We start from the raw sequence: 18,884 nt of genomic DNA on the forward strand, positions 1-18,884 counted from the left end.
TCGGAGCCTCGTCCCGCGAGCTTGCTCGCGGGACGAACGCGAGGAGATCGAGCGAGCCCCGTTTCGGCGAGCTCGCGAGTCGGAACGACGGGCGGGTCGAGATCCACGCAGCCGGCGACGTCAGGCCGCGTCACGTAAAATCGGCGCATGACCACCGCCGCCGAATCGAACGAGTCCATCGCCGTCCTCCCCGGAGGGGTCCAGCTGGCGTACGAGACCTTCGGGAGTCCTGAGGCGGATCCGCTGCTGCTGATCATGGGGCTGGGCGGGCCGATGACGTGGTGGGACACCGAGCTGTGCGGGCAGCTGGCCGAGGCCGGCTTCCACGTGATCCGGTTCGACAACCGCGACATCGGCCACTCCTCGCCCCACCCGAGCGAGGAGCGGATCACGCTCGCGAGGCTGGCCCGGGCGTTCGTGGGGCTGCCGACTCGTTCGCCATACGTCCTCGACGACCTCGCCGATGACGCGGCCGCGCTGCTGACCCATCTCGGCATCGACTCCGCCCACGTGTGGGGCGTGTCGATGGGCGGGATGATCGCCCAGACCCTCGCCATCCGTCACCCCGACAGGGTGCGGTCGGTCTGCTCGACGATGTCGACAACGGGCCGCCGCAACGTCGGATTCCAGCACCCGTCGCTGCTGCCGTCGTTGGTCATCAAGAAGCCCGGGCTCGAGGGCTACATCGAGCGTCAGATCCAGGGCGGACGCCAGATCGGCTCCCCAGGGTTCCCCGAGCCTGCGGCCGAGATCCGCCAGCGGGCGATCGACACCTGGCACCGCGGGGTCGACGCAGCCGCCGTGGCACGGCAGATGCTCGCGATCCTGACCCAGCCCGACCGCACCGAGCAGCTCGGCGGGCTCGGCATCCCGTTCAGCGTCGTCCACGGGCTGAGCGACAAGATGGTCCACGTCTCCGGCGGCCGGGCGACCGCGGCGGCCGTGCCCGGCGCCGAGATCACCCTGATCAAGGGCATGGGCCACGACCTGCCCAGGCCGCTGTGGCCGGCGTTCATCAAGATCGTCCGCCGCACCGCCGATCGCGCCACGACGCGCCGGGATACAGGAGCGGCACCCGTGTAACATCCGTGGCAGCGGTTCGCGCGGGCCGACGGAACAGGGGGACTCGAGGTGCACACCACGGCTCCGGAGGATGAGCCCGGCTCGCTGTTCGCCCGTGCTCTCGCCGACGTCGCAGAGCCGATCGAGGACGAAGCCGTGACCGCGAAGCTTCTCGACGCCGCCTCCGAGCAGTTCCGACAGGTCGGCATCAAGCGCACCACGATGGACGGCGTCGCCAAGCGGGCCGGCGTCTCCCGGATCACGATCTATCGACGCTTCGCCAACAAGGACGACCTCGTCCAGCAGGTCGTACGCCGCGAGTTCAGGGCCTACTTCGACCAGTTCGTGAACGACATCGCCGATGCCGCCGACGCGGCCGAGCGCGTCGAGATCGGCTTCGCCAGCGCCATGCGGGCGACCCGCGGCAACCCACTGATCGGCGGCCTCCTGGCCCTCGAGACCGACTCGCTGGTGCACTCGATCGTGGGCGACGGCGGCCGCACGCTGGCCACCATCGCCGGGTTCGTCGCCGGCCAGCTGCGCCGGGAGCAGCGCGCCGGCAACGTACCCGCCGACGTGGACGCCGACCTCGTCGCCGAGCTGATGGTGCGCACCTCGACCTCGTTCCTGGTCACCCCGAGCACCGTCGTCGACATCGACGACGACGAGCAGCTGCGCGCACTGGCCCGGCTCCTCCTGGTGCCGCTGATCGATCCCGGCGCACGCCCGAAATAACCTTCGGCGACACCGCGGAGATACCGTGAGCACCATGCACGACCACGGCTCGCTGCCCGCACTCGGCTGGTCCGAGTTCTTCACCACCTGGAGTCTCCAGCCCGGTTGGCTGCTCGCCGTGGTCATCCTCGGCGCGGGCTACCTCACGCTGCGCAACGCCGCCGGCCCGGCCACCACGGTCAAGGGCTGGCGAGTGGCGTCGTTCCTGACCGGCCTGGTCCTGATGTACGTCGTGGTCGCCTCGGCGATCAACGGCTACGCGATGGCGCTGGCGTGGATGCACATGGTGCTCCACCTGACGCTGATCATGATCGTGCCCGCTCTCCTGGTGCTCGGCCACCCGCTCACCGTCATCGCCGAGACCGGTCCGCGCGCCGAGCGGGCGATGCGCTCGCTCCCGGTCACGATCCTGGTCCACCCGGCCACGGGGATGCTGCTCTACTCGTTCGTCATCATCGGCACCCACCTGTCGGGGTTCATGGACTCGATGGCCCAGAGCACCCCGTTGATGGTCGGCGAGCAGGCGGCCTACGTGCTGGCCGGCTTCCTCTTCCTCACCGGCACCATCGGCGAGGAGAAGGTGCGCCCCGACCTGCCCTACCTCGGCCGGATCGCGCTCCTCGTGCTCGGCATGGTGCCCGACACCATCGTCGGCATCGTGATGCTGCAGACCAACCACGACCTCTACCCGATCTACTCCGCCGCCCGGCCCGAGTGGGCACCGGAAGCGGTCAAGGACATCCAGACCGCCGGCGGCCTGATGTGGGCCGGCGGCGACGGCGGCATGATGCTGATCGCCATCGGCCTGGTCATCGCCGTCGTCAGCTCGGCCGAGCGGCGCACCAAGATGACCGGCCGATTCCTCGACGGCGTACGCAGCAACCAGCTCAGCGAGGCGAGCAGCCGCGGCGCTGCCGCCGAGAAGGGCAAGGGCCCCGCCGAGCCGGGATCGGTCGATCCCGACAGCGACGAGGCCCTCGATGCCTACAACGCGATGCTGGCCCGGATGAACCAGCAGCATTGATCTAGTCGTTGACCCGCAGACCCGACTCGGTGTCGAAGACGTGCACGTCCTCGGGGTCGGTGGTGACGTAGATCGTGTCGCCCTTGGCGATCTGGTCCTTGGACGAGACGCGCACGATCAGGGTCGAGGGGACACCCTCGACGTCGCTGGTGCCGTAGATGTAGGAGTCGGAGCCGAGCTCCTCCACCACGGTCACCTTCACCGGCAGCCCGCCGTCGCCCTTGCCGATGATCCGGAAGCTCTCCGGGCGCACACCGACGGTGATCTCCTTGGGCAGGTTGGTGGTGGCACCGATCGGCACGACGTAGTCGCCGATCTTGGCGCCGCCGTCGGCGGCGGTGGCCTTGAGCAGGTTCATCTGCGGGGAGCCGATGAAGCCGGCGACGAAGAGGTTGACCGGCTTGCGGTAGAGCTTGAGCGGGGTGTCGACCTGCTGCAGCTCGCCGTTGCTCATCACCGCGACGCGGTCGCCCATCGTCATCGCCTCGACCTGGTCGTGGGTGACGTAGACGGTGGTGATGCCGAGGTCGGCCTGCAGCTTGGCGATGTCGGTGCGGGTCTGCACGCGCATCTTGGCGTCGAGGTTGGAGAGCGGCTCGTCCATGCAGAAGACCTGCGGCTGGCGGACGATCGCGCGGCCCATCGCGACGCGCTGGCGCTGACCACCGGAGAGCGCCTTCGGCTTGCGGTCGAGGAAGTCGGTCAGACCGAGGGTCTTGGCGGCCTCGGCGACGAGCTTGTCGCGCTCCGCCTTCGGCACCTTGGCCATCTTCAGCGAGAACGCCATGTTCTCGGCGACGCTCATGTGCGGGTAGAGCGCGTAGTTCTGGAAGACCATCGCGATGTCGCGGTCCTTGGGGGCCACGTTGGTGACGTCGCGGTCACCGATCTTGATGGAGCCGGAGTTGACCTCCTCCAGCCCGGCGAGCATGCGCAGGGTGGTGGTCTTGCCGCATCCGGAGGGACCGACGAGCACCATGAACTCGCCGTCCTTGATCTCGAGGTCGATGCCCTTGACCGCGGGCTCGTTGGCGCCGGCATACCACCGCTGCGCCTTCTCAAAACTGACTGTTGCCATGATTCCGTTGTCTCCTTCACCGGCAGGTACGTGCCGGACGATCCGTTGTGAAGTGACCGAGGACACATTTCCTCGGCGGAGACACCATAGCCCAGTTTCGCAATCAGCGAGTCAAAGCCCGGCACACAGCCGGGGCACAGCCGTCGTAACGGTTCAGCCGGCGCATCAGGTCGCGGGCATACGGCTTCGCGTGGTCCTCGGCGAAGACGTTGCGATCCTCCCAGGGCCGGTCGTAGCGGTAGAGCTCGTAGGCGTAGTCGGTGCCCTTCCACGACGTGTCGAGGTCGAAGCGCACCAGGAGCCCCTTGGCGCTACGCACGGCGATGTAGGACGGGATGATGTCGATCGTGCCGCCCGAGCCCTTGTCGAGGTCGACCTCGCCGGGATGAGACTTGGCGTAGGTGTGCTCGAAGAAGGCATACCGCCCGCCCGGCACCTTCGGTCGCCCCAGGGAGTCGGCGAAGGAGCTGCCGGAGACGTGCCGCGGCACCGACGCACCGGCGATGTCGAGGAAGGTCGGCGCGAGGTCGATGTTGTTGACGAACTGCTCGCGCTTGCCCGGCTTCACGTCGGGCCCGACGACGACCATCGGCACCCGGGTGTCGGAGTCGTACGGAGCGCCCTTGCCGCCGTTGAGCTGGTGCTGGCCGAGGTGGAACCCGTTGTCGGAGGAGAGCACGACGTAGGTGTCGTCGCCGGCGGCCTCGCGCACCTGGGTGATCATCCGGTCGATCGACTGCACCATCCGGGCTCGGTCACGGTATTGGCTGAGTGCCGTCTCGTCGCTGAGCGAGATCTTGTTGGTGCGCCAGGCAGGAGCCTGCGACGTACGTCCGCCGCGACCGAGGTAGGTCGGCACGTTGTCGGAGCGGTCGTCGCCGTAGCCGGCCAGGTCGTTCAGCGACAGGTCGGCGCACTTGATGCGGCCGCAGTTGCCCCCGGTCGGGTCGCCGGCAGGCGCCTGGTCCGCGAACGCCGGCGGGAACCACGTCTTCAGACCCGGGTAGTGGTGACCGAGACGCGAGTGGGGGCCGTAGGCGGCGATCTCGAGGAAGTAGGGATTCTTGTCGTCGCGGTGCTTGCCCATGAAGTCGAGGGCGTAGTCGCGCGTCACGTTGGTGGCGTACGCAGCATCCTTCTCCTGCGCGGAGGCGCTCCGCGGGGGCTGCGGGTGGCTGCGCAGCCGCACGTCCCCGTTGCCGTCGAGGAACGTGCTCTGGTAACCCCAGCCGCCGTAGGCGCCGCCGAGGAGCGCGTTCCACGAGTCCCAGCCGGGCACCTTGGGCGGCGGGACCCGCTTGCCGTCGGCGCCGTTGGTGGCCTCGTAGGCGTTGATGTACTTCCCCACGAAACCGGTCGTGTAGCCGGCCTCCTGCAGGCCGAGGCTGAACTGCTTCTCGACGTTGCCATAGCGCTGGAACGCCGACCAGCCGCCGACCGGGTGCGCGGGGTCGTTCTCGGTGTTGGTGAGCACCTTGGTGTGGTGCGGGGTCTGCCCGGTCAGCAGCGCCGCCCGGGAGGGGCAGCAGAGCGAGTCGATGACGAAGGAGTTCTGGTAGGTCGCACCCTCGGCGGCCATCTTGGTGGCCTCAGGCATCGTGCGGAGCAGCTCCAGGGAGAAGTCGTCCATCAGGATGAAGACGATGTTGGGGCGCTTGTCGGGCGTGGCGGCCAGCGCGGCCGCCTCCTCGGGCGCAGCCTGCTCGGCGGACTCTGCGGCGGTGGTCGTCGGACCGACGACCAGCACCCCGGCGACGAGGGTCACCACGGCGGCGAGCGCGACGCCCAGCACCAGGCTCCACTTCGACTTCATCCCGAGACTCCTTTGTCTATTATCTAACTACACAATAACGTGTTCGGCCGAGAGTAGTGCTTCGGCTCCGGGCACGCCAAGATCGGTCCGCAGAGCGGACCGGCGTTCACCCGCGGGTGTCGCCCGGGATGCTGCTCAGGGAAGCTCGTGCGGCGGTCGCATCCGCACCCGCAGGTGCCGCGAGCCCTTCGCACCCTTCAACGGCTTGCGGAACACGTTGACGCCACCCATCAGCGCCAACCCTTTGACCCGCAGCACCGGGCCACCGGTCGGCTCGATCCCGCGCGGACCGACATAGCCACCCATGATCCCGACACCCTGCATCACGACCTGGACCTCGGGGCCGACGGTGATGTTGACCCCTCCCATGATCGCGTTGGCGTAGATCACGGTCTCCTGCGCGGAGAACTGCGCCTGGCGCAGGTCGAGCTCGGCGCCGCCCATCAGGGCGATCACGTTGCCGGTCGCGGGCACCGTCCACACCCCGCGCCGGTCGACCCCGCTCATGATCGCCACGAACAGCTGGCTCTCGATCGGAGTGGCCGCGAAGATCGCCAGATCGCTCCCGGCGGCAGACTTGCTCAGCGAGGCGGGCGGCACCGGGGTGCCGGTCGCGGGCAGGTCGACGGTGATCGGGATCAGATCGGCGTACGTCTTCGCCTTGAAGGTCGCGTCCAGACGCTCGTCGAGCTCGTCGATCTCGAGACGTCCCTCACCGGCGGCCTCACGCAGGATGTCGGCTACCTTGTGGCGGTCGGCATCGCTGACCCGAAGGCTCGGATCAGGAGTCTGGCCCCGGTAAGGCTCAGGCGTCGTTCCCATGAGGCGAATGCTAGTGGTCACCTCGGCGATTCGCCTCGCCAATCCCTGCGGCGACGCGACCTGAGCATCATTCGAGGCCGAGATGTTGCCGCAGCGTACGTTTCGGGCCGCGCGGACCGCGTCGCTTCACGGTCACGTCGCCCAGCACCGCGGTGCCGCGGATCCGCACCACCGGGGAGTCGGCGGTGAGCACCTCCGGCACCTTGCTCGAGGGCTCCTTGACCTCGCCGAGGATGCCGTTGGCCTCCACGACCACGTGCACGTTGGGCGGCACCGTGACCTTCACGCTACCCAGGAACGAGACGGCGTTGATGACCACCTCACGGGCGGAGTAGTGCGCCTCTCGCAGATCGATGTTGGCATCGCCCAGCACCGCGTTGACCGAGAGCTGCTCGGGCACCATCCACACGCCCTTGCGCTCGACGCTGCTCAGGATCGCGCTCGCGTTGCCGGCCTGGTCTCCCTGGCCGTAGACCACGGGCACCGCAGCCCCCGGGGTGCCGGCGGGCGCCGAGCCCACCGGCAGTGTCGGCGCCCGCCGCGCGCCCGGGAGGTCGCGCGTGATCGGCTCCAGGTCTGCGTACGTCTTGGCCTTGTAGGTCTCCTCGAGCCGCTCCTCGAGCTCGTCGATCTCCAGGCGCCCCTCCCCCGCGGCCTCGCGCAGGATGTCGGCCACCTCGTGGCGGTCGGCGTCGCTGATGCGCAGGTCGGCTCGGCGCTCCTGCTCGGGGTGCGGTTCGGGGAGTCCCATGATCCCGCATGCTATCGGCGCAGGGGGAACCCGTCTCTCGGGTTCATCCCTGATCCCCCATCCACCGATCGGTGGATCAGGGCTGCGCCTCCACGTAGACGCTGGCCCCGAGCTCGAGGAACTCCTCGCTCTTCTCCTTCATCCCGGTCTCCGGGTCGAGACCGCCGAACCGGTCGCGTACGTCCTGGCTGATCTTCATCGAGCAGAACTTCGGGCCGCACATCGAGCAGAAGTGGGCGGTCTTGGCGCCCTCCGCCGGCAGGGTCTCGTCGTGGAAGCTCTCCGCGGTGACGGGATCCAGCGAGAGCGCGAACTGGTCGCGCCAGCGGAACTCGAAGCGGGCCTTGGACAGCGCGTCGTCGTGGTCACGGGCACCGGGGTGGCCCTTCGCGATGTCGGCGGCGTGGGCGGCGAGCTTGTAGGTGATCACGCCGGTCTTCACGTCGTCGCGGTCCGGCAGGCCGAGGTGCTCCTTCGGGGTGACGTAGCAGAGCATCGCGGTGCCGTGCATCGCGATCGTGGCCGCGCCGATCGCGGAGGTGATGTGGTCGTAGCCCGGCGCGATGTCGGTCGCGAGCGGGCCCAGCGTGTAGAACGGCGCGCCGTGGCACCACTCCTGCTGCAGGTCGACGTTCTCCTTCACCAGGTTGAGCGGCACGTGGCCGGGGCCCTCGACCATGACCTGTACGTCGTGCTCCCAGGCGCGCTCGGTGAGCTCGGCGAGGGTGCGGAGCTCGGAGAGCTGGGCCTCGTCGTTGGCGTCGGCGGTGGAGCCCGGGCGGAGGCCGTCGCCGAGGGAGAAGGCGACGTCGTACTGCTTGAAGATCTCGCACAGCTCGTCGAAGTGGGTGTAGAGGAAGCTCTCCTCGTGGTGCGCGAGGCACCAGCCGGCCATGATCGAGCCGCCTCGAGACACGATGCCGGTGACGCGGTCGGCGGTGAGCGGGACGTAGCGCAGGAGTACGCCGGCGTGGATCGTCATGTAGTCGACGCCCTGCTCGGCCTGCTCGATGACGGTGTCGCGGAAGATCTCCCAGGTGAGCTTGTCGGCCTCGCCGTTGACCTTCTCCAGGGCCTGATAGATCGGGACGGTGCCGATCGGGACCGGGCTGTTGCGCAGGATCCACTCGCGGGTGGTGTGGATGTCGTCGCCGGTGCTCAGGTCCATCACCGTGTCGGCACCCCAGGTGATGGCGTGGGTGAGCTTGTCGACCTCCTCGGCGATCGAGCTGGTCACGGCGGAGTTGCCGATGTTGGCGTTGATCTTCACCAGGAACCGCTTGCCGATGATCATCGGCTCCGACTCGGGGTGGTTGACGTTGTTGGGGATGATCGCGCGGCCCGCCGCCACCTCGTCGCGGACGAGCTCGGGGCTGCAGCTCTCGCGCACGGCGACGTAGGCCATCTCCTTGGTGATGATGCCCTTCCTCGCATAGTGCATCTGCGAGATGTTGGTGCCGCGGCGTGGCCGGCGGCGCTCGCCCTGCCACTCGTCGCTGGCGGCTCCGCGGCGCACGGCTGCCTTGCCGTTGTCGCGCAGATCTGCCTCCCGGCCGCCGTAGGTCTCGGTGTCGCCTCGCTCGTCGATCCACTCGTCGCGGCGCGGCGGGAGGCCCTGCTCCGGGAGCGAGCCCGGGCCCTCGGTGCAGTAGCGGTCGAAGGTCTCGCCGTTGGTCAGCGCGACCCGGGTCACCGGGACCTTGAGGTCGCCGAGCTCGAGGCGGGTGTGGGCGGGGTGGACGGTCATCGTGTTCCTCCGATGGTGTGGGCGATCGGTCCTCGGCCGCGGCCGAGAGTCCAGGACTGGCTGATGGCGAGCTGTCGGGTGACGTACGCGGCGGCCTGCTCCGCCGCTTCTCGTAGGGGTGCGCCGCGGGCGAGGTGTGCGGCCAGGGCCGAGCTGTAGGTGCAGCCGGTGCCGTGGTCGTTGCTCGTGGGCACGGCGGGGTGGCTGATCGGGACGGCCGGCTTGCCCGGCTCGGCGAGCCAGTCGGTGCACTCGCCGGTCGCGGCCGGGTCGCCGCCGGTGACGATCACGGCGCGCCCGCTGGTCGGGCCGCGAACGCCGGCGAGGGCAACCGCGAGCTCCTCCGGCGAGCCGTCGTGGCCGAGCAGCGCCCGGGCCTCGTCGAGGTTGGGAGTGACGACGGTGGCGACGGGGAGGAGGTGGTCGAGGTAGGCGCGGCGTACGTCCTCGCCGCCGAGCACCGCACCGGAGGTGGCGACGAGGACGGGGTCGACGACGAGCGGGCGGCCGGCGCACAGGCGCGCGACCAGCTCGACCGCCTCGGCGCTGCCGAGCATGCCGGTCTTGACCGCCGCGACGGGGAGATCGTCGAAGACCGCGTGGAGCTGTGCCTCGAGGGTGGCGACCGGGATCGGATGGATGTCGCTGACGTCGGTCGTGTCCTGGGCGGTCACAGCGGTGATCACGCAGGCGCCATGCACCCCGAGCGCGGCGAACGTGGCCAGGTCCGCCGCCGTGCCCGCCGCTCCCCCGGAGTCGGTGCCCGCGATGGTGAGCGCGACCGGCGGGTTCATGGAGCCACCTTCGGGATGGCGAGGGCGGCGAGCAGATCGCGCACGACCTGACCCGGCTCCTCCGCCCGCATCACCGCGCCCATCACGGAAACCCCATGGGCACCTGCGTCGACGGCCTCGGCGGCGTTGTCCGGGGTGATCCCACCGAGTGCGTACGTCGGCAGCGGAAGCTCCCGGAACGCGCCCGGTCCCAGCGGCGGCCCGTACCCGGGCTTGGACTCGGTCAGCGCGTAGGGGCTCAGCATCGCGTAGTCGAACCCCTCCTCGGCCGCTCGAGCGACCTCGGCGGAGCTGTGGCAGCTGCGGCCGAGGTGTAACACGCTGTTACACGGACTATCCGGTCGTTCTGATGGGGCGAGTAGTCCATCGAACGACGTGTTACAGCTCGCGGAGGCGGGAAGGTGCACACCCACTGCAGCAGGCAGAGGTGTGCGGGCAGCGATGACGTTCAGACCGAGCGCAGCGATCAGCTCGGCCAGCCTGGCGCGCTGCTCGGCGGGCTCGTCGAGCTCGCGGAGCACGACGTGGGTCAGACCGGCCTCGGCACACTCGGCCAGCGTCGGGAGCAGCCCACGGCCGAGGCGCAGCTGCGATCGGTCGGTGAGGACCAGCAGTCGCGGCAGCGTCAGGTCCGCGCCCGGAGCGGAGCGAGGACGTCGTGGGGTGTTCATGCTGTTCGGGGTCCCCGCGGCGCCCGGAGCGGAGCGAGGACGTCGTGGGGTGTTCATGCGATCCGGCCTTCCATCGGCGAGGACGCCCGGGCGACGGCTTGGCGTGGGATCCGGCCGGCGCCGCGGGCGGCAAGGCCGGCCTCGACGGCGAGCCGGAGGGCCCGGGCCATCTGGACAGGGGCGTCGGCGCGGGTCACCGCGGTCGCGGCGAGCACCGCGGAGCAGCCGAGCTCGAGCGCCAGGGCCGCGTCGGAGGCGGTCCCGACGCCGGCATCGAGCACGACCGGCACGTCGACGGCGGCCACGAGAGCCTCGATGGCGTGCGGGTTCAAGATCCCGAGCCCCGACCCGATCGGCGACCCGAGCGGCATCACCGCCGCGCAGCCGGCGTCCTCGAGGCGACGGGCGAGGACGGGGTCGTCGGTGGCGTACGGAAGGACGGTGAAGCCCTTGCGCACCAGTTGCTCGGCAGCCTCGACGAGCTCGACGGCGTCGGGCAGCAGCGAGGTCTCGTCACCGATCACCTCCAGCTTCACCCAGTCGGTCTCGAGCGCCTCCCGGGCGAGCTCGGCGGTCAGCACCGCCTCGCGCGCCGAGAGGCAGCCGGCGGTGTTGGGCAGGATCGGGACGCCCGACTCACGCACCTTCTCGAGCAGTCCTCCGGTCGCCGTCGAGGACGTACGCCGCATCGAGACCGTCACCAGCCCCGGCTCGGCCGCTTCGATGACAGCGGGGAGCAGCGCCAGGTTGGGCAGGCCGCCGGTGCCGAGGAAGAGGCGGGAGGAGAGCTCGCGTCCGGCGATCGTGAGGCCGGTCGAAGGTGTCGTCATCCGCCCTGCACCGCCGTCACGATCTCGACGACGTCGCCGTCCTGAAGCGGCCATCGCACCCAGTCGTCGCGGGGCACGATCTCCTCGTGGACGGCGACCGCGATCCCGCTCGGTCGCCGGTCACCGGTCCTGGCCTCGAGCAGGTCGGCGACCGTGCCGCTGACCTCCATCGGCTCGCTGTTCACGGTGATCTTCATCCGTCCTCCTTCATCCGGAACCGACGCGGATCCACCGCGGGCTCCACCGAACCTGTCTCGACGTGGTCGGCGACCTGCTGTGCGATGAGCGGCGCCAGCAGGATCCCGTTGCGGAACGCTCCTGCGGCCAGCACGACCCCGGGCTCATGGGTCGGCCCGACCAGCGGGAGGTTGTCGGCCGTGCCCGGCCGGTCGCGCGAGGTCACCTCGACCACGCTCGCCCGGTCGAGCGAGGGCACCACCCGGCGCGCCAGGTCGAGCAGCCGCCAGACGCCTTCGACGCTCGGCAGCAACGGCCCGTCGCGCTCCTCGGAGGTGGCGCCGATGACCATCTCGTCGCTCTCGACCCTCGGCACCACGTAGACCTGCTCGCCGTGCACCCACGCACGCACCGTCCGCTCGACCGGCTCCTGGGTCCGAACGCGCACGACGTCGCCGCGCACCGGCCGGATGAGACGTGCGTACGGCCCGGGGAGATTCGCGCCCGTGGCGATGACGGTCACCTCAGCGGCTGTGTTGGTCTCGACACGCTCGCCAGCGCTCACGGCTCGACCGACGGGACGGCGCTCGGGACCGACACGGTCACCGACCCGATCGAGCAGCGCGGCAACGACCGCACGTGGGTCGACCGAATGGTCGTCCGAGAGGAACGCCCCACCAGCGATGCGGCCGAGCCCCGGCTCCCGAGCGAGCAGCTCCCGCCGCCCCAGCCGCTCGTGGGCGACCCCGGCGAGGTCGAGCACCGCCAGCTGTCTCTCGACCTGCTGAACGTCGCCGGCGTCGACTCCGGCCAGCAGCGTGCCGCGGGTGTGCACGGAGACCCCGAGCCGCCGAGCGAACTCCGGCCAGAGCGCGAGCGACGCCAGGCCGAGCCGGGTCAGGGTCTCTTCCCCGTGCCAGGCCTCACCGGCCGGGCTGAGCATGCCGGCCGCGGCGTACGAGGCCCCCGACCCCGGGGCCGGATCGACCACCTCGACGTCGTGCCCACGACGGATCAGCTCGTCGGCCACCGAGAGCCCGACGATCCCGGCGCCGAGGATCCGCGCCCGCATCAGCCGACCGCTTCCACGAGCTCCTTCGCGGCCAGCAACGGGTCGGGTGGTCGCCAGAGCCCGCCGATCACGGCGACCCCGTGGGCGCCGGCGGCGCGCACCTCCGCCGCGGACGATGCCGAGATCCCGCCGATCGCGATCAACGGGAGCACTCCGGCAGCGTCGCTGACCGCGGAGACGCCCAGCGGGTCGGGAAGCCCGGCCTTCGACGAGGTGGCGAAGACCGGCCCGAAGCCGGCGTAGTCGGCACCGTCGGCCGCGGCCGCCTCGACCGCAGCGCGGTCGCGGCACGTCGCCCCGACGACCAGCCCCGGAGAGGCCGCGTCGGCGATCCGCCGAGCATCGGCCACCGGCAGGTCGGAGGCACCCAGGTGGACGCCGGCCGCACCGGCCGCGAGCGCCACGTCGAGCCGGTCGTCGACGATCACGCACGCGGCGTACGCCTCGACGCGCTCGATCACCGACGCCGTCAGCGCCAGCAGCTCACGGGTCGTCGCGGTCTTGTCGCGCACCTGGAACCCATCGATCCCGAGCTCGGCGAAGGCGGGCAGGAGCGTGAGGTCGTCGGTCGCGGAGACCAGAGCGAAAATACGGGGGAGCAACAAAGCTTTCACTTCCTTCGCCGGCATGATCCGGATCAGGTGCGACGGTCGGAGCGGCTCCAGCTCCCTCTCAGCCCGCTGCCGCGGACTCCCGTGTGGTCAGGTTTCGCAACTCACCCTAGCGGCTGCCACCAACCTGCGCGAGGGGCTTGAGCTGACAAGCCTCCGCGAAGCCGTCGGACTCGATGCCCAGAGCCACGTTGGCGCGGGTGGAGAAGTTGGCGAACGCGATGACCGCGGTCAGCTCGATCACCGCCGCCTCGCCCAGCTGCGCGACCAGCCCGGACACCATCTCGTCGGTGACGGCCGGCTCGGCCCGGCTCATCTCCTCGGCGTATGCCATCACGTCCCGCTCCAGCGGCGTGAACACCTCGGAGACGCGCCAGCGCGGCACCTCCCGGGCCTTGACCGTGTCGAGCCCCTGGTTGTGCGCCTCGAAGTAGTTGAAGTCGAGGCACCAGCTGCACCCCACCGCCGAGGCGACAGCCATGTGCGCGAACGACTTCAGCTGCTCGTCGCTGGCGTCCCACTTCTTCACCTTGGAGCCGAGGGTCGACATCCCCGTCAGCACCTTCTGGTTGTGCCAGTAGACGCCCACCGAGGACGGCACCTGGCCCAGCATCTTCTTGGCGAACCGCTTGATCAGCATCCCCTTGAAACCGGTGATCTCGGCCGGCGCAATCCGGGTCGCAGTCATCTCTCCTCCTGATATCCGGCCCCTGTGGTGGGGCGCTCGATACCGAGACGAGGGACGCGCGCCATCTGTGACATCCCGGGCGGCGTACGATTCGGTTCCGTGGCTGACGTTGAGTTCCGGTACTCCGACCTCCTCCCGACCGGTAAGGACGAGACCCCTTATCGGTTGCTCACCACCGAGGGGGTGGAGGAGATCGAGGTCGACGGGCGCAAGTTCCTGCGTGTCGACCCCGAGGCGATCCGCGCGCTGTCCGCGGAGGCGATGAAGGACATCAACCAGTATCTCCGCCCCGCCCACCTGGCGCAGCTGCGCAAGATCATCGACGACCCCGAGGCCTCCGGCAACGACCGCTTCGTCGCGCTCGACCTGCTCAAGAACGTCAACATCTCCGCCGGCGGGATCCTGCCGATGTGCCAGGACACCGGCACCGCGATCGTGATGGGCAAGAAGTCCGAGGGCGTGCTGACCGGCTCCGACGACGCCGAGACCGTCTCGCGCGGTGTCTACGACGCCTACACCAACCTCAACCTCCGCTACTCCCAGCTGGCGCCACTGACCACGTACGAGGAGAAGAACACCGGCTCCAACCTGCCCGCACAGGTCGAGATCTACTCGACCACCGAGGGCGAGAACGGGCCGGAGTACAAGTTCCTCTTCATGGCCAAGGGCGGCGGCAGCGCCAACAAGTCGTTCCTGTTCCAGGAGACCAAGGCGATCCTCAACCCCGACCGGATCCTGACCTACCTCGACGAGAAGATCCGCTCGCTCGGCACCGCGGCCTGCCCGCCGTACCACCTCGCCGTCGTCATCGGCGGCACCTCGGCGGAGTTCGCGCTGAAGACCGCGAAGTACGCCTCGGCGCACTACCTCGACAACCTGCCGACCGAGGGCTCGATGTCGGCCCACGGCTTCCGCGACACCGAGCTCGAGGAGAAGGTCTTCGAGCTGACCCAGTCGTTCGGGATCGGGGCTCAGTTCGGCGGCAAGTACTTCTGCCACGACGTACGCGTCGTGCGGCTCCCCCGCCACGGCGCCTCGTGTCCCGTGGCGATCGCCGTCTCCTGCTCCGCCGACCGGCAGGCGCTCGGCAAGATCACCCGCGACGGCGTCTTCCTCGAGCAGCTCGAGACCGACCCGGCACAGTACATGCCCGATGCCGGGATGGCCGAGGAAATCGCGGCCGGCGAGGTCGTCTCGATCGACCTGAACCAGCCCATGTCGGAGATCCTGGCGACGCTTTCGCAGCACCCGATCAAGACCCGCCTCTCGCTGACCGGCCCCATGGTCGTGGCCCGCGACATCGCGCACGCCAAGATCAAGGAGCGCCTCGACGCCGGCGAGGAGATGCCGTCCTATTTGAAGGACCACCCGGTCTACTACGCCGGCCCCGCCAAGACCCCTGAGGGCATGGCGTCAGGCTCCTTCGGCCCGACCACCGCCGGCCGGATGGACTCCTACGTCGAGCAGTTCCAGGCCGCCGGCGGCTCCATGGTCATGCTCGCCAAGGGCAACCGCTCCAAGGTCGTCGCCGACGCCTGCGGCACCTACGGCGGCTTCTACCTCGGCTCCATCGGCGGCCCCGCCGCCCGACTCGCACAGGACTGCATCAAGTCGGTCGAGGTGCTCGAATACCCCGAGCTCGGCATGGAGGCCGTCTGGAAGATCGAGGTCGAGAACTTCCCCGCCTTCATCGTCGTCGACGGCGAGGGCAACGACTTCTTCACCGACCCCTCGGGCACCACCACGATCCCCCTCACCGGGATCAGGGTGCGGTCGAAGGAGCGCTGATGTGGGATACCCGGTCGACCGGGTATCCCACAGACCGACAGGCCACGAGTACGCCTGACGACCCGTGCGACACGCTGACACCCGGCGTGTCGCAGGGGTTATCCACAGGCGCTACGGCCGCCACTCTCGCCTGAGCAGCCCGAAGACCCACGAGTCGGAGACGACGCCGTCGACGACGCAGTCCTCGCGCAATGTGCCCTCCAGCCTGAACCCGAGCTTCTCCAGCACCCGGCCCGATGCAGCATTGCGGGTGTCGGCCTCGGCCTGCACCCGATTGAGGTCAAGCGCCTCGAACGCCCATCCCAGCAGCGCCCCCGCGGCCTCGGTCGCATAACCCTGTCCCCAGGCAGCCTTCCCGAGGCAGTAGCCCAACGAGGCGCTGCGGAAGTCGGGGTTCCACGAATTCAGCGTGCACCAGCCGAGAAACGCGGCATCGTTAGCCCGTTCGACCACGACCCGCGCCCCACTACCCTCCGCCGCCATCTCATGAGACCGCGCGATGAACCGATCCGCCCGTGACCGCTCCGTCCACGGCGGCGAGTCCCAGTAGCGCAACACCTCAGCATCGCTCTGCAGCGCGAAGAGCTCCTCCACATCCGAGTCCAGGAACGGCCGCAGTCTCAGCCTGGCCGTGATCAGCGTGGGAGTGGGCAGCGACATGGGCACGATGCTGCCACTCAACCGCGGCCGACGGCACCCGGTTATCTGCGCATCGCGATGAGTGTCATCCGAGTCCGAGCGCCGACTTCGCTGCCCGCCATGCCTCAGGGCTGCCCGCCACCAAGAGCCCTTCACGCCGGTCTGTCGGGTCATACGTAGCGCCGTCCAGACGGGCCGCGACTCCTCCCGCCTCCCTCAGCAGGAGGGCACCGGGGGCGTGATCCCACGGCATGGTGCGCCAGTACAGCATGAAGTCGCCGACGCCTCGTGTGAGTGCGGGGACTCGATGCTGGCGGCCGTCGCCTGCGGCACCAAGGTCGCGAACCGATGCTCATTCTGCTCAATCACGGCGCGGACGTCGGCTGGTAGGAATCGCTTCATGACTGCGCCGTCGAGGCTGCTCGTAGAACGCGGCACCACGAGGCGTTCCCCTGATTCGGTCTCGTACGCGCCGGCCCCATGTTCCGCAACGAAGGTCCGGGAGTGCTCGGGCTGGTGGATGACTGCAAGCACTGTCTCGCTGTCGACCACCAACGCGGCCATTACTCCGTAATCCTGGGAACCAGATGCGAAGGCGCCAGTGCCGTCGAGCGGGTCGAGCAGCCACACGGGCTGCTCGCCGGACAGGTGACGGAGCAGCGCCGGGTCCTCGGCAGCGGCTTCTTCCCCGATCACGACACTTCCTGGAACCGCGGCGCACAAGCTGGCGGAGAGGGCCTTCTCGCACTCCTGGTCGGCAATGGTGACCACCTCACCAGGGGACTTCTCCCATACGTCCTCGGCCCTCAGCGCACGGAACCTGGGGCGGAGGTAAAGGGGCTCATCCCAATCGGGGGTGTAGAAGTTGGGGTCTGAAGCCGCCGGTCTCGAGCAGGCTTCGGGCGATGTAGTTGGTCAGGTTGCGGAACCCGAGTGCGGAGCCGCGCAGGTGTTCGAGCCGTCCGTTGAGCACCTCGGTCGGCCCGTTGCTGGTGCCGGGTCGTTCGAAGTAGGCGAGCACGTCAGCGGCTCGCTTCTTCAGGGTCCGGCCCAGGGTGGTGAGCTCGGTGAGCACGTTGGGGACGCCGGCGCTGAGGTCGGTGATCAGCTTCTCCATGAGCTCGCGGCCACGTTGCCGGTCCTCGTGGCGATAGGCGGCGATCATGCGCTGGTAGACACCCCAGGTCGCCTCGACCTCGACGTGAGCGTCATCAACGAACAGCGCGCGTAGCCTGTCGCTCTGCTTGTCGGTGAGCAGGTCCGCGCCGGTGTGCAGCGTGCGCCGCGACTTGTAGAGCGGGTCGTCCCTGAACCCACGGTGCCCGTGGATCGCGAGTTGGACCCGGCGCCGGCACCTGTCGAGGGCGTCACCGGCCAAGCGCACGACGTGGAAGGGATCCATCACCGTGACCGCGTCCGGGATCTCCTCTGCAGCGGCGGTCTTGAACCCGGTGAAGCCGTCCATCGCGACCACCTCGACCGCGTCACGGAAGGCGTCGTCGCGGTCGGCGAGCCAGGTCTTGAACGCCGCCTTCGACCGGCCCTCGACCATGTCCAGCAGCCTTGCTGGGCCGGCGCCATCGCGGACCGGGGTGAGGTCGATGATCACGGTGACGTACTTGTCGCCACGCCTGGTGTGGCGCCAGACGTGCTCATCGACGCCAATGACCTTCACGCCCTCGAACCGCGTGGGGTCGTTGATCAGCAGCCGCTTGCCTTCGGCCAGGACCGCGTTGTTGGCGGTGTCCCACGTGACCCCGAGTCCCTCGGCGACACGGGCGACGGTGAGGTGTGCGACCACGATCCCTTCCAGCGCCCACCGCAGCCCGGTGCGCGAGAGCTTCGCGCGTGGCTCCGCCGCGGCGCTGGTGTCTTGGCGCCACACGTGTCCGCAGTCGGCACAGCGGTAGCGGCGCACTACAACTTCCAGCACGGTCGGTCGCCAGCCCAGCGGCTCGTGGGCCAACCGCCGGATCACGGTGTCACGAGCAGCGCCTTCGCTGCCGCACCGTCGGCAACACTGATCTGGTTCCACCACGCGGCACGCGAGGACCGCACGATCCGGTTCAAGTCGTTGCCCGGTCACGCTCAGACCGAGGCCGTCGAGTCGAGCGAAGGCGGTCAGGTCAGGGCGGCCGAAGCCGGCCGGCGGGGTAGCGTCGGACACGTCGAGGTCTTTCGGATGGATGGCGTAGGAACCTCCGTCGTCGGGAGACCTCGACGTCTATCTGCGGACCGGCGCGCCCGGCCGACCTACACCGTCATCTGGGAAGACCCCTGAAACGTCTTCGACGACGACGGGACCGGCTAGGAGGAGGGCGCGGTGAGCTAAAAGAATGGAGCTTGCTCGGCTTCGACGCCGCCGCAAGCTCCGGTGAAACGGTCGGTACTGGTCGGTCGTCGTCGGTCACCACCGGATGGCGGCGCCCCCCACTCTCGGCGTTTGCGCAGGTCAGCGGCTCGTTCGCCCAGTGGGCGCATCAAGCGATAGACGCAAAGCCGACGTGATTAGGTCGTCGGTTCGATTCCGACAGGCGGCTCTGGCGAACAGCCCCTGACCTGCGGAAACGCAGGGCAGGGGC

General features: G+C 69.4%; 19 protein-coding genes, 1 pseudogene and 1 riboswitch. Of the genes and pseudogenes, 4 read left to right on the top strand and 16 right to left on the bottom strand.

Annotated elements, in window-relative coordinates; genetic code table 11:
- Positions 1–147: 147 nt before the first annotated feature.
- Genes FB381_RS18555 through FB381_RS18565 form a run of 3 tightly spaced genes read left to right on the top strand, consistent with a single transcriptional unit; the run spans position 148 to position 2,821 of the window.
- The gene (locus tag FB381_RS18555) at positions 148–1,083 is read left to right on the top strand and encodes an alpha/beta fold hydrolase (protein WP_141781647.1); all 936 of its coding nucleotides are present in this window, start codon (positions 148–150) and stop codon (positions 1,081–1,083) included.
- A gap of 48 nt (positions 1,084–1,131) precedes the next feature.
- On the top strand, positions 1,132–1,797 hold the full coding sequence (locus FB381_RS18560; RefSeq protein WP_141781648.1) for a TetR/AcrR family transcriptional regulator: 666 nt from the start codon (positions 1,132–1,134) through the stop codon (positions 1,795–1,797).
- A gap of 34 nt (positions 1,798–1,831) precedes the next feature.
- Positions 1,832–2,821 carry a cytochrome c oxidase assembly protein gene (locus FB381_RS18565; RefSeq protein ID WP_141782875.1) on the top strand — a complete coding sequence of 330 codons (990 nt, stop codon included), beginning with the start codon at positions 1,832–1,834 and terminating at the stop codon, positions 2,819–2,821.
- A 1-nt stretch (position 2,822) separates the two neighbouring features.
- Here FB381_RS18565 and FB381_RS18570 read toward each other — a convergent pair whose 3' ends face one another.
- The 12 genes and pseudogenes from FB381_RS18570 to FB381_RS18625 all read right to left on the bottom strand — a co-directional run bounded on the left by FB381_RS18570 (position 2,823) and on the right by FB381_RS18625 (position 13,875).
- Positions 2,823–3,899: an ABC transporter ATP-binding protein gene (locus tag FB381_RS18570; RefSeq protein WP_141781649.1), complete on the bottom strand. Its 1,077-nt coding sequence runs from the start codon at positions 3,897–3,899 to the stop codon at positions 2,823–2,825.
- Between the two features lie 103 nt (positions 3,900–4,002).
- Positions 4,003–5,712, bottom strand: a complete 1,710-nt coding sequence (locus tag FB381_RS18575) for a sulfatase-like hydrolase/transferase (RefSeq protein ID WP_141781650.1) — start codon at positions 5,710–5,712, stop codon at positions 4,003–4,005.
- Positions 5,713–5,847: 135 nt separating this feature from the next.
- Complete coding sequence (locus FB381_RS18580; RefSeq protein WP_141781651.1) at positions 5,848–6,534, bottom strand: DUF1707 SHOCT-like domain-containing protein; 687 nt, start codon at positions 6,532–6,534, stop codon at positions 5,848–5,850.
- Between the two features lie 67 nt (positions 6,535–6,601).
- The gene (locus tag FB381_RS18585; protein ID WP_141781652.1) at positions 6,602–7,285 is read right to left on the bottom strand and encodes a DUF1707 SHOCT-like domain-containing protein; all 684 of its coding nucleotides are present in this window, start codon (positions 7,283–7,285) and stop codon (positions 6,602–6,604) included.
- 76 nt (positions 7,286–7,361) lie between these two features.
- Positions 7,362–9,032, bottom strand: coding sequence for a phosphomethylpyrimidine synthase ThiC (thiC, locus tag FB381_RS18590; RefSeq protein WP_141781653.1), 1,671 nt, complete (start codon positions 9,030–9,032; stop codon positions 7,362–7,364).
- Positions 9,029–9,826 carry a bifunctional hydroxymethylpyrimidine kinase/phosphomethylpyrimidine kinase gene (thiD, locus tag FB381_RS18595; protein WP_141781654.1) on the bottom strand — a complete coding sequence of 266 codons (798 nt, stop codon included), beginning with the start codon at positions 9,824–9,826 and terminating at the stop codon, positions 9,029–9,031. Before thiD ends, thiC begins: the two co-directional genes overlap by 4 nt.
- Positions 9,823–10,497 carry a thiamine phosphate synthase gene (locus FB381_RS18600; RefSeq protein WP_141781655.1) on the bottom strand — a complete coding sequence of 225 codons (675 nt, stop codon included), beginning with the start codon at positions 10,495–10,497 and terminating at the stop codon, positions 9,823–9,825. Before FB381_RS18600 ends, thiD begins: the two co-directional genes overlap by 4 nt.
- 53 nt (positions 10,498–10,550) lie before the next feature.
- Positions 10,551–11,327 carry a thiazole synthase gene (locus tag FB381_RS18605; RefSeq protein WP_141781656.1) on the bottom strand — a complete coding sequence of 259 codons (777 nt, stop codon included), beginning with the start codon at positions 11,325–11,327 and terminating at the stop codon, positions 10,551–10,553.
- The gene (gene thiS, locus FB381_RS18610) at positions 11,324–11,524 is read right to left on the bottom strand and encodes a sulfur carrier protein ThiS (RefSeq protein ID WP_141781657.1); all 201 of its coding nucleotides are present in this window, start codon (positions 11,522–11,524) and stop codon (positions 11,324–11,326) included. The genes FB381_RS18605 and thiS overlap by 4 nt, the downstream gene beginning before the upstream one ends.
- A gap of 113 nt (positions 11,525–11,637) precedes the next feature.
- A pseudogene (locus FB381_RS18615) lies at positions 11,638–12,564 on the bottom strand (FAD-dependent oxidoreductase); the annotation flags it as partial.
- Positions 12,565–12,575: 11 nt separating this feature from the next.
- Positions 12,576–13,178 (bottom strand): thiamine phosphate synthase, encoded by a 603-nt coding sequence (locus FB381_RS18620; RefSeq protein ID WP_211352489.1) that lies wholly within the window; start codon positions 13,176–13,178, stop codon positions 12,576–12,578.
- A riboswitch (TPP riboswitch) is annotated at positions 13,174–13,283 on the bottom strand. It overlaps the preceding gene by 5 nt.
- Before the next feature lie 13 nt (positions 13,284–13,296).
- Positions 13,297–13,875, bottom strand: a complete 579-nt coding sequence (locus tag FB381_RS18625; protein ID WP_141781659.1) for a carboxymuconolactone decarboxylase family protein — start codon at positions 13,873–13,875, stop codon at positions 13,297–13,299.
- Positions 13,876–13,974: 99 nt separating this feature from the next.
- Here FB381_RS18625 and FB381_RS18630 point away from each other — a divergent pair, with 99 nt between their 5' ends.
- The gene (locus FB381_RS18630; protein WP_141781660.1) at positions 13,975–15,663 is read left to right on the top strand and encodes a fumarate hydratase; all 1,689 of its coding nucleotides are present in this window, start codon (positions 13,975–13,977) and stop codon (positions 15,661–15,663) included.
- Between the two features lie 111 nt (positions 15,664–15,774).
- Here FB381_RS18630 and FB381_RS18635 read toward each other — a convergent pair whose 3' ends face one another.
- The 4 genes from FB381_RS18635 to FB381_RS18650 form a co-directional block, all read right to left on the bottom strand.
- Positions 15,775–16,323: a GNAT family N-acetyltransferase gene (locus FB381_RS18635; RefSeq protein WP_141781661.1), complete on the bottom strand. Its 549-nt coding sequence runs from the start codon at positions 16,321–16,323 to the stop codon at positions 15,775–15,777.
- 64 nt (positions 16,324–16,387) lie between these two features.
- A complete protein-coding gene (locus tag FB381_RS24615; protein ID WP_141781662.1) occupies positions 16,388–16,573 on the bottom strand; it encodes an inositol monophosphatase family protein in 186 nt (61 codons plus the stop codon).
- Positions 16,519–17,112 (bottom strand): inositol monophosphatase family protein, encoded by a 594-nt coding sequence (locus FB381_RS18645; protein ID WP_141781663.1) that lies wholly within the window; start codon positions 17,110–17,112, stop codon positions 16,519–16,521. The genes FB381_RS24615 and FB381_RS18645 overlap by 55 nt, the downstream gene beginning before the upstream one ends.
- Positions 17,113–17,143: 31 nt before the next feature.
- On the bottom strand, positions 17,144–18,469 hold the full coding sequence (locus tag FB381_RS18650) for an ISL3-like element ISPfr2 family transposase (RefSeq protein WP_141781664.1): 1,326 nt from the start codon (positions 18,467–18,469) through the stop codon (positions 17,144–17,146).
- Positions 18,470–18,884 lie beyond the last annotated feature (415 nt).

It is taken from the genome of Nocardioides albertanoniae (genome assembly GCF_006716315.1).
GTDB lineage: Bacteria > Actinomycetota > Actinomycetes > Propionibacteriales > Nocardioidaceae > Nocardioides > Nocardioides albertanoniae.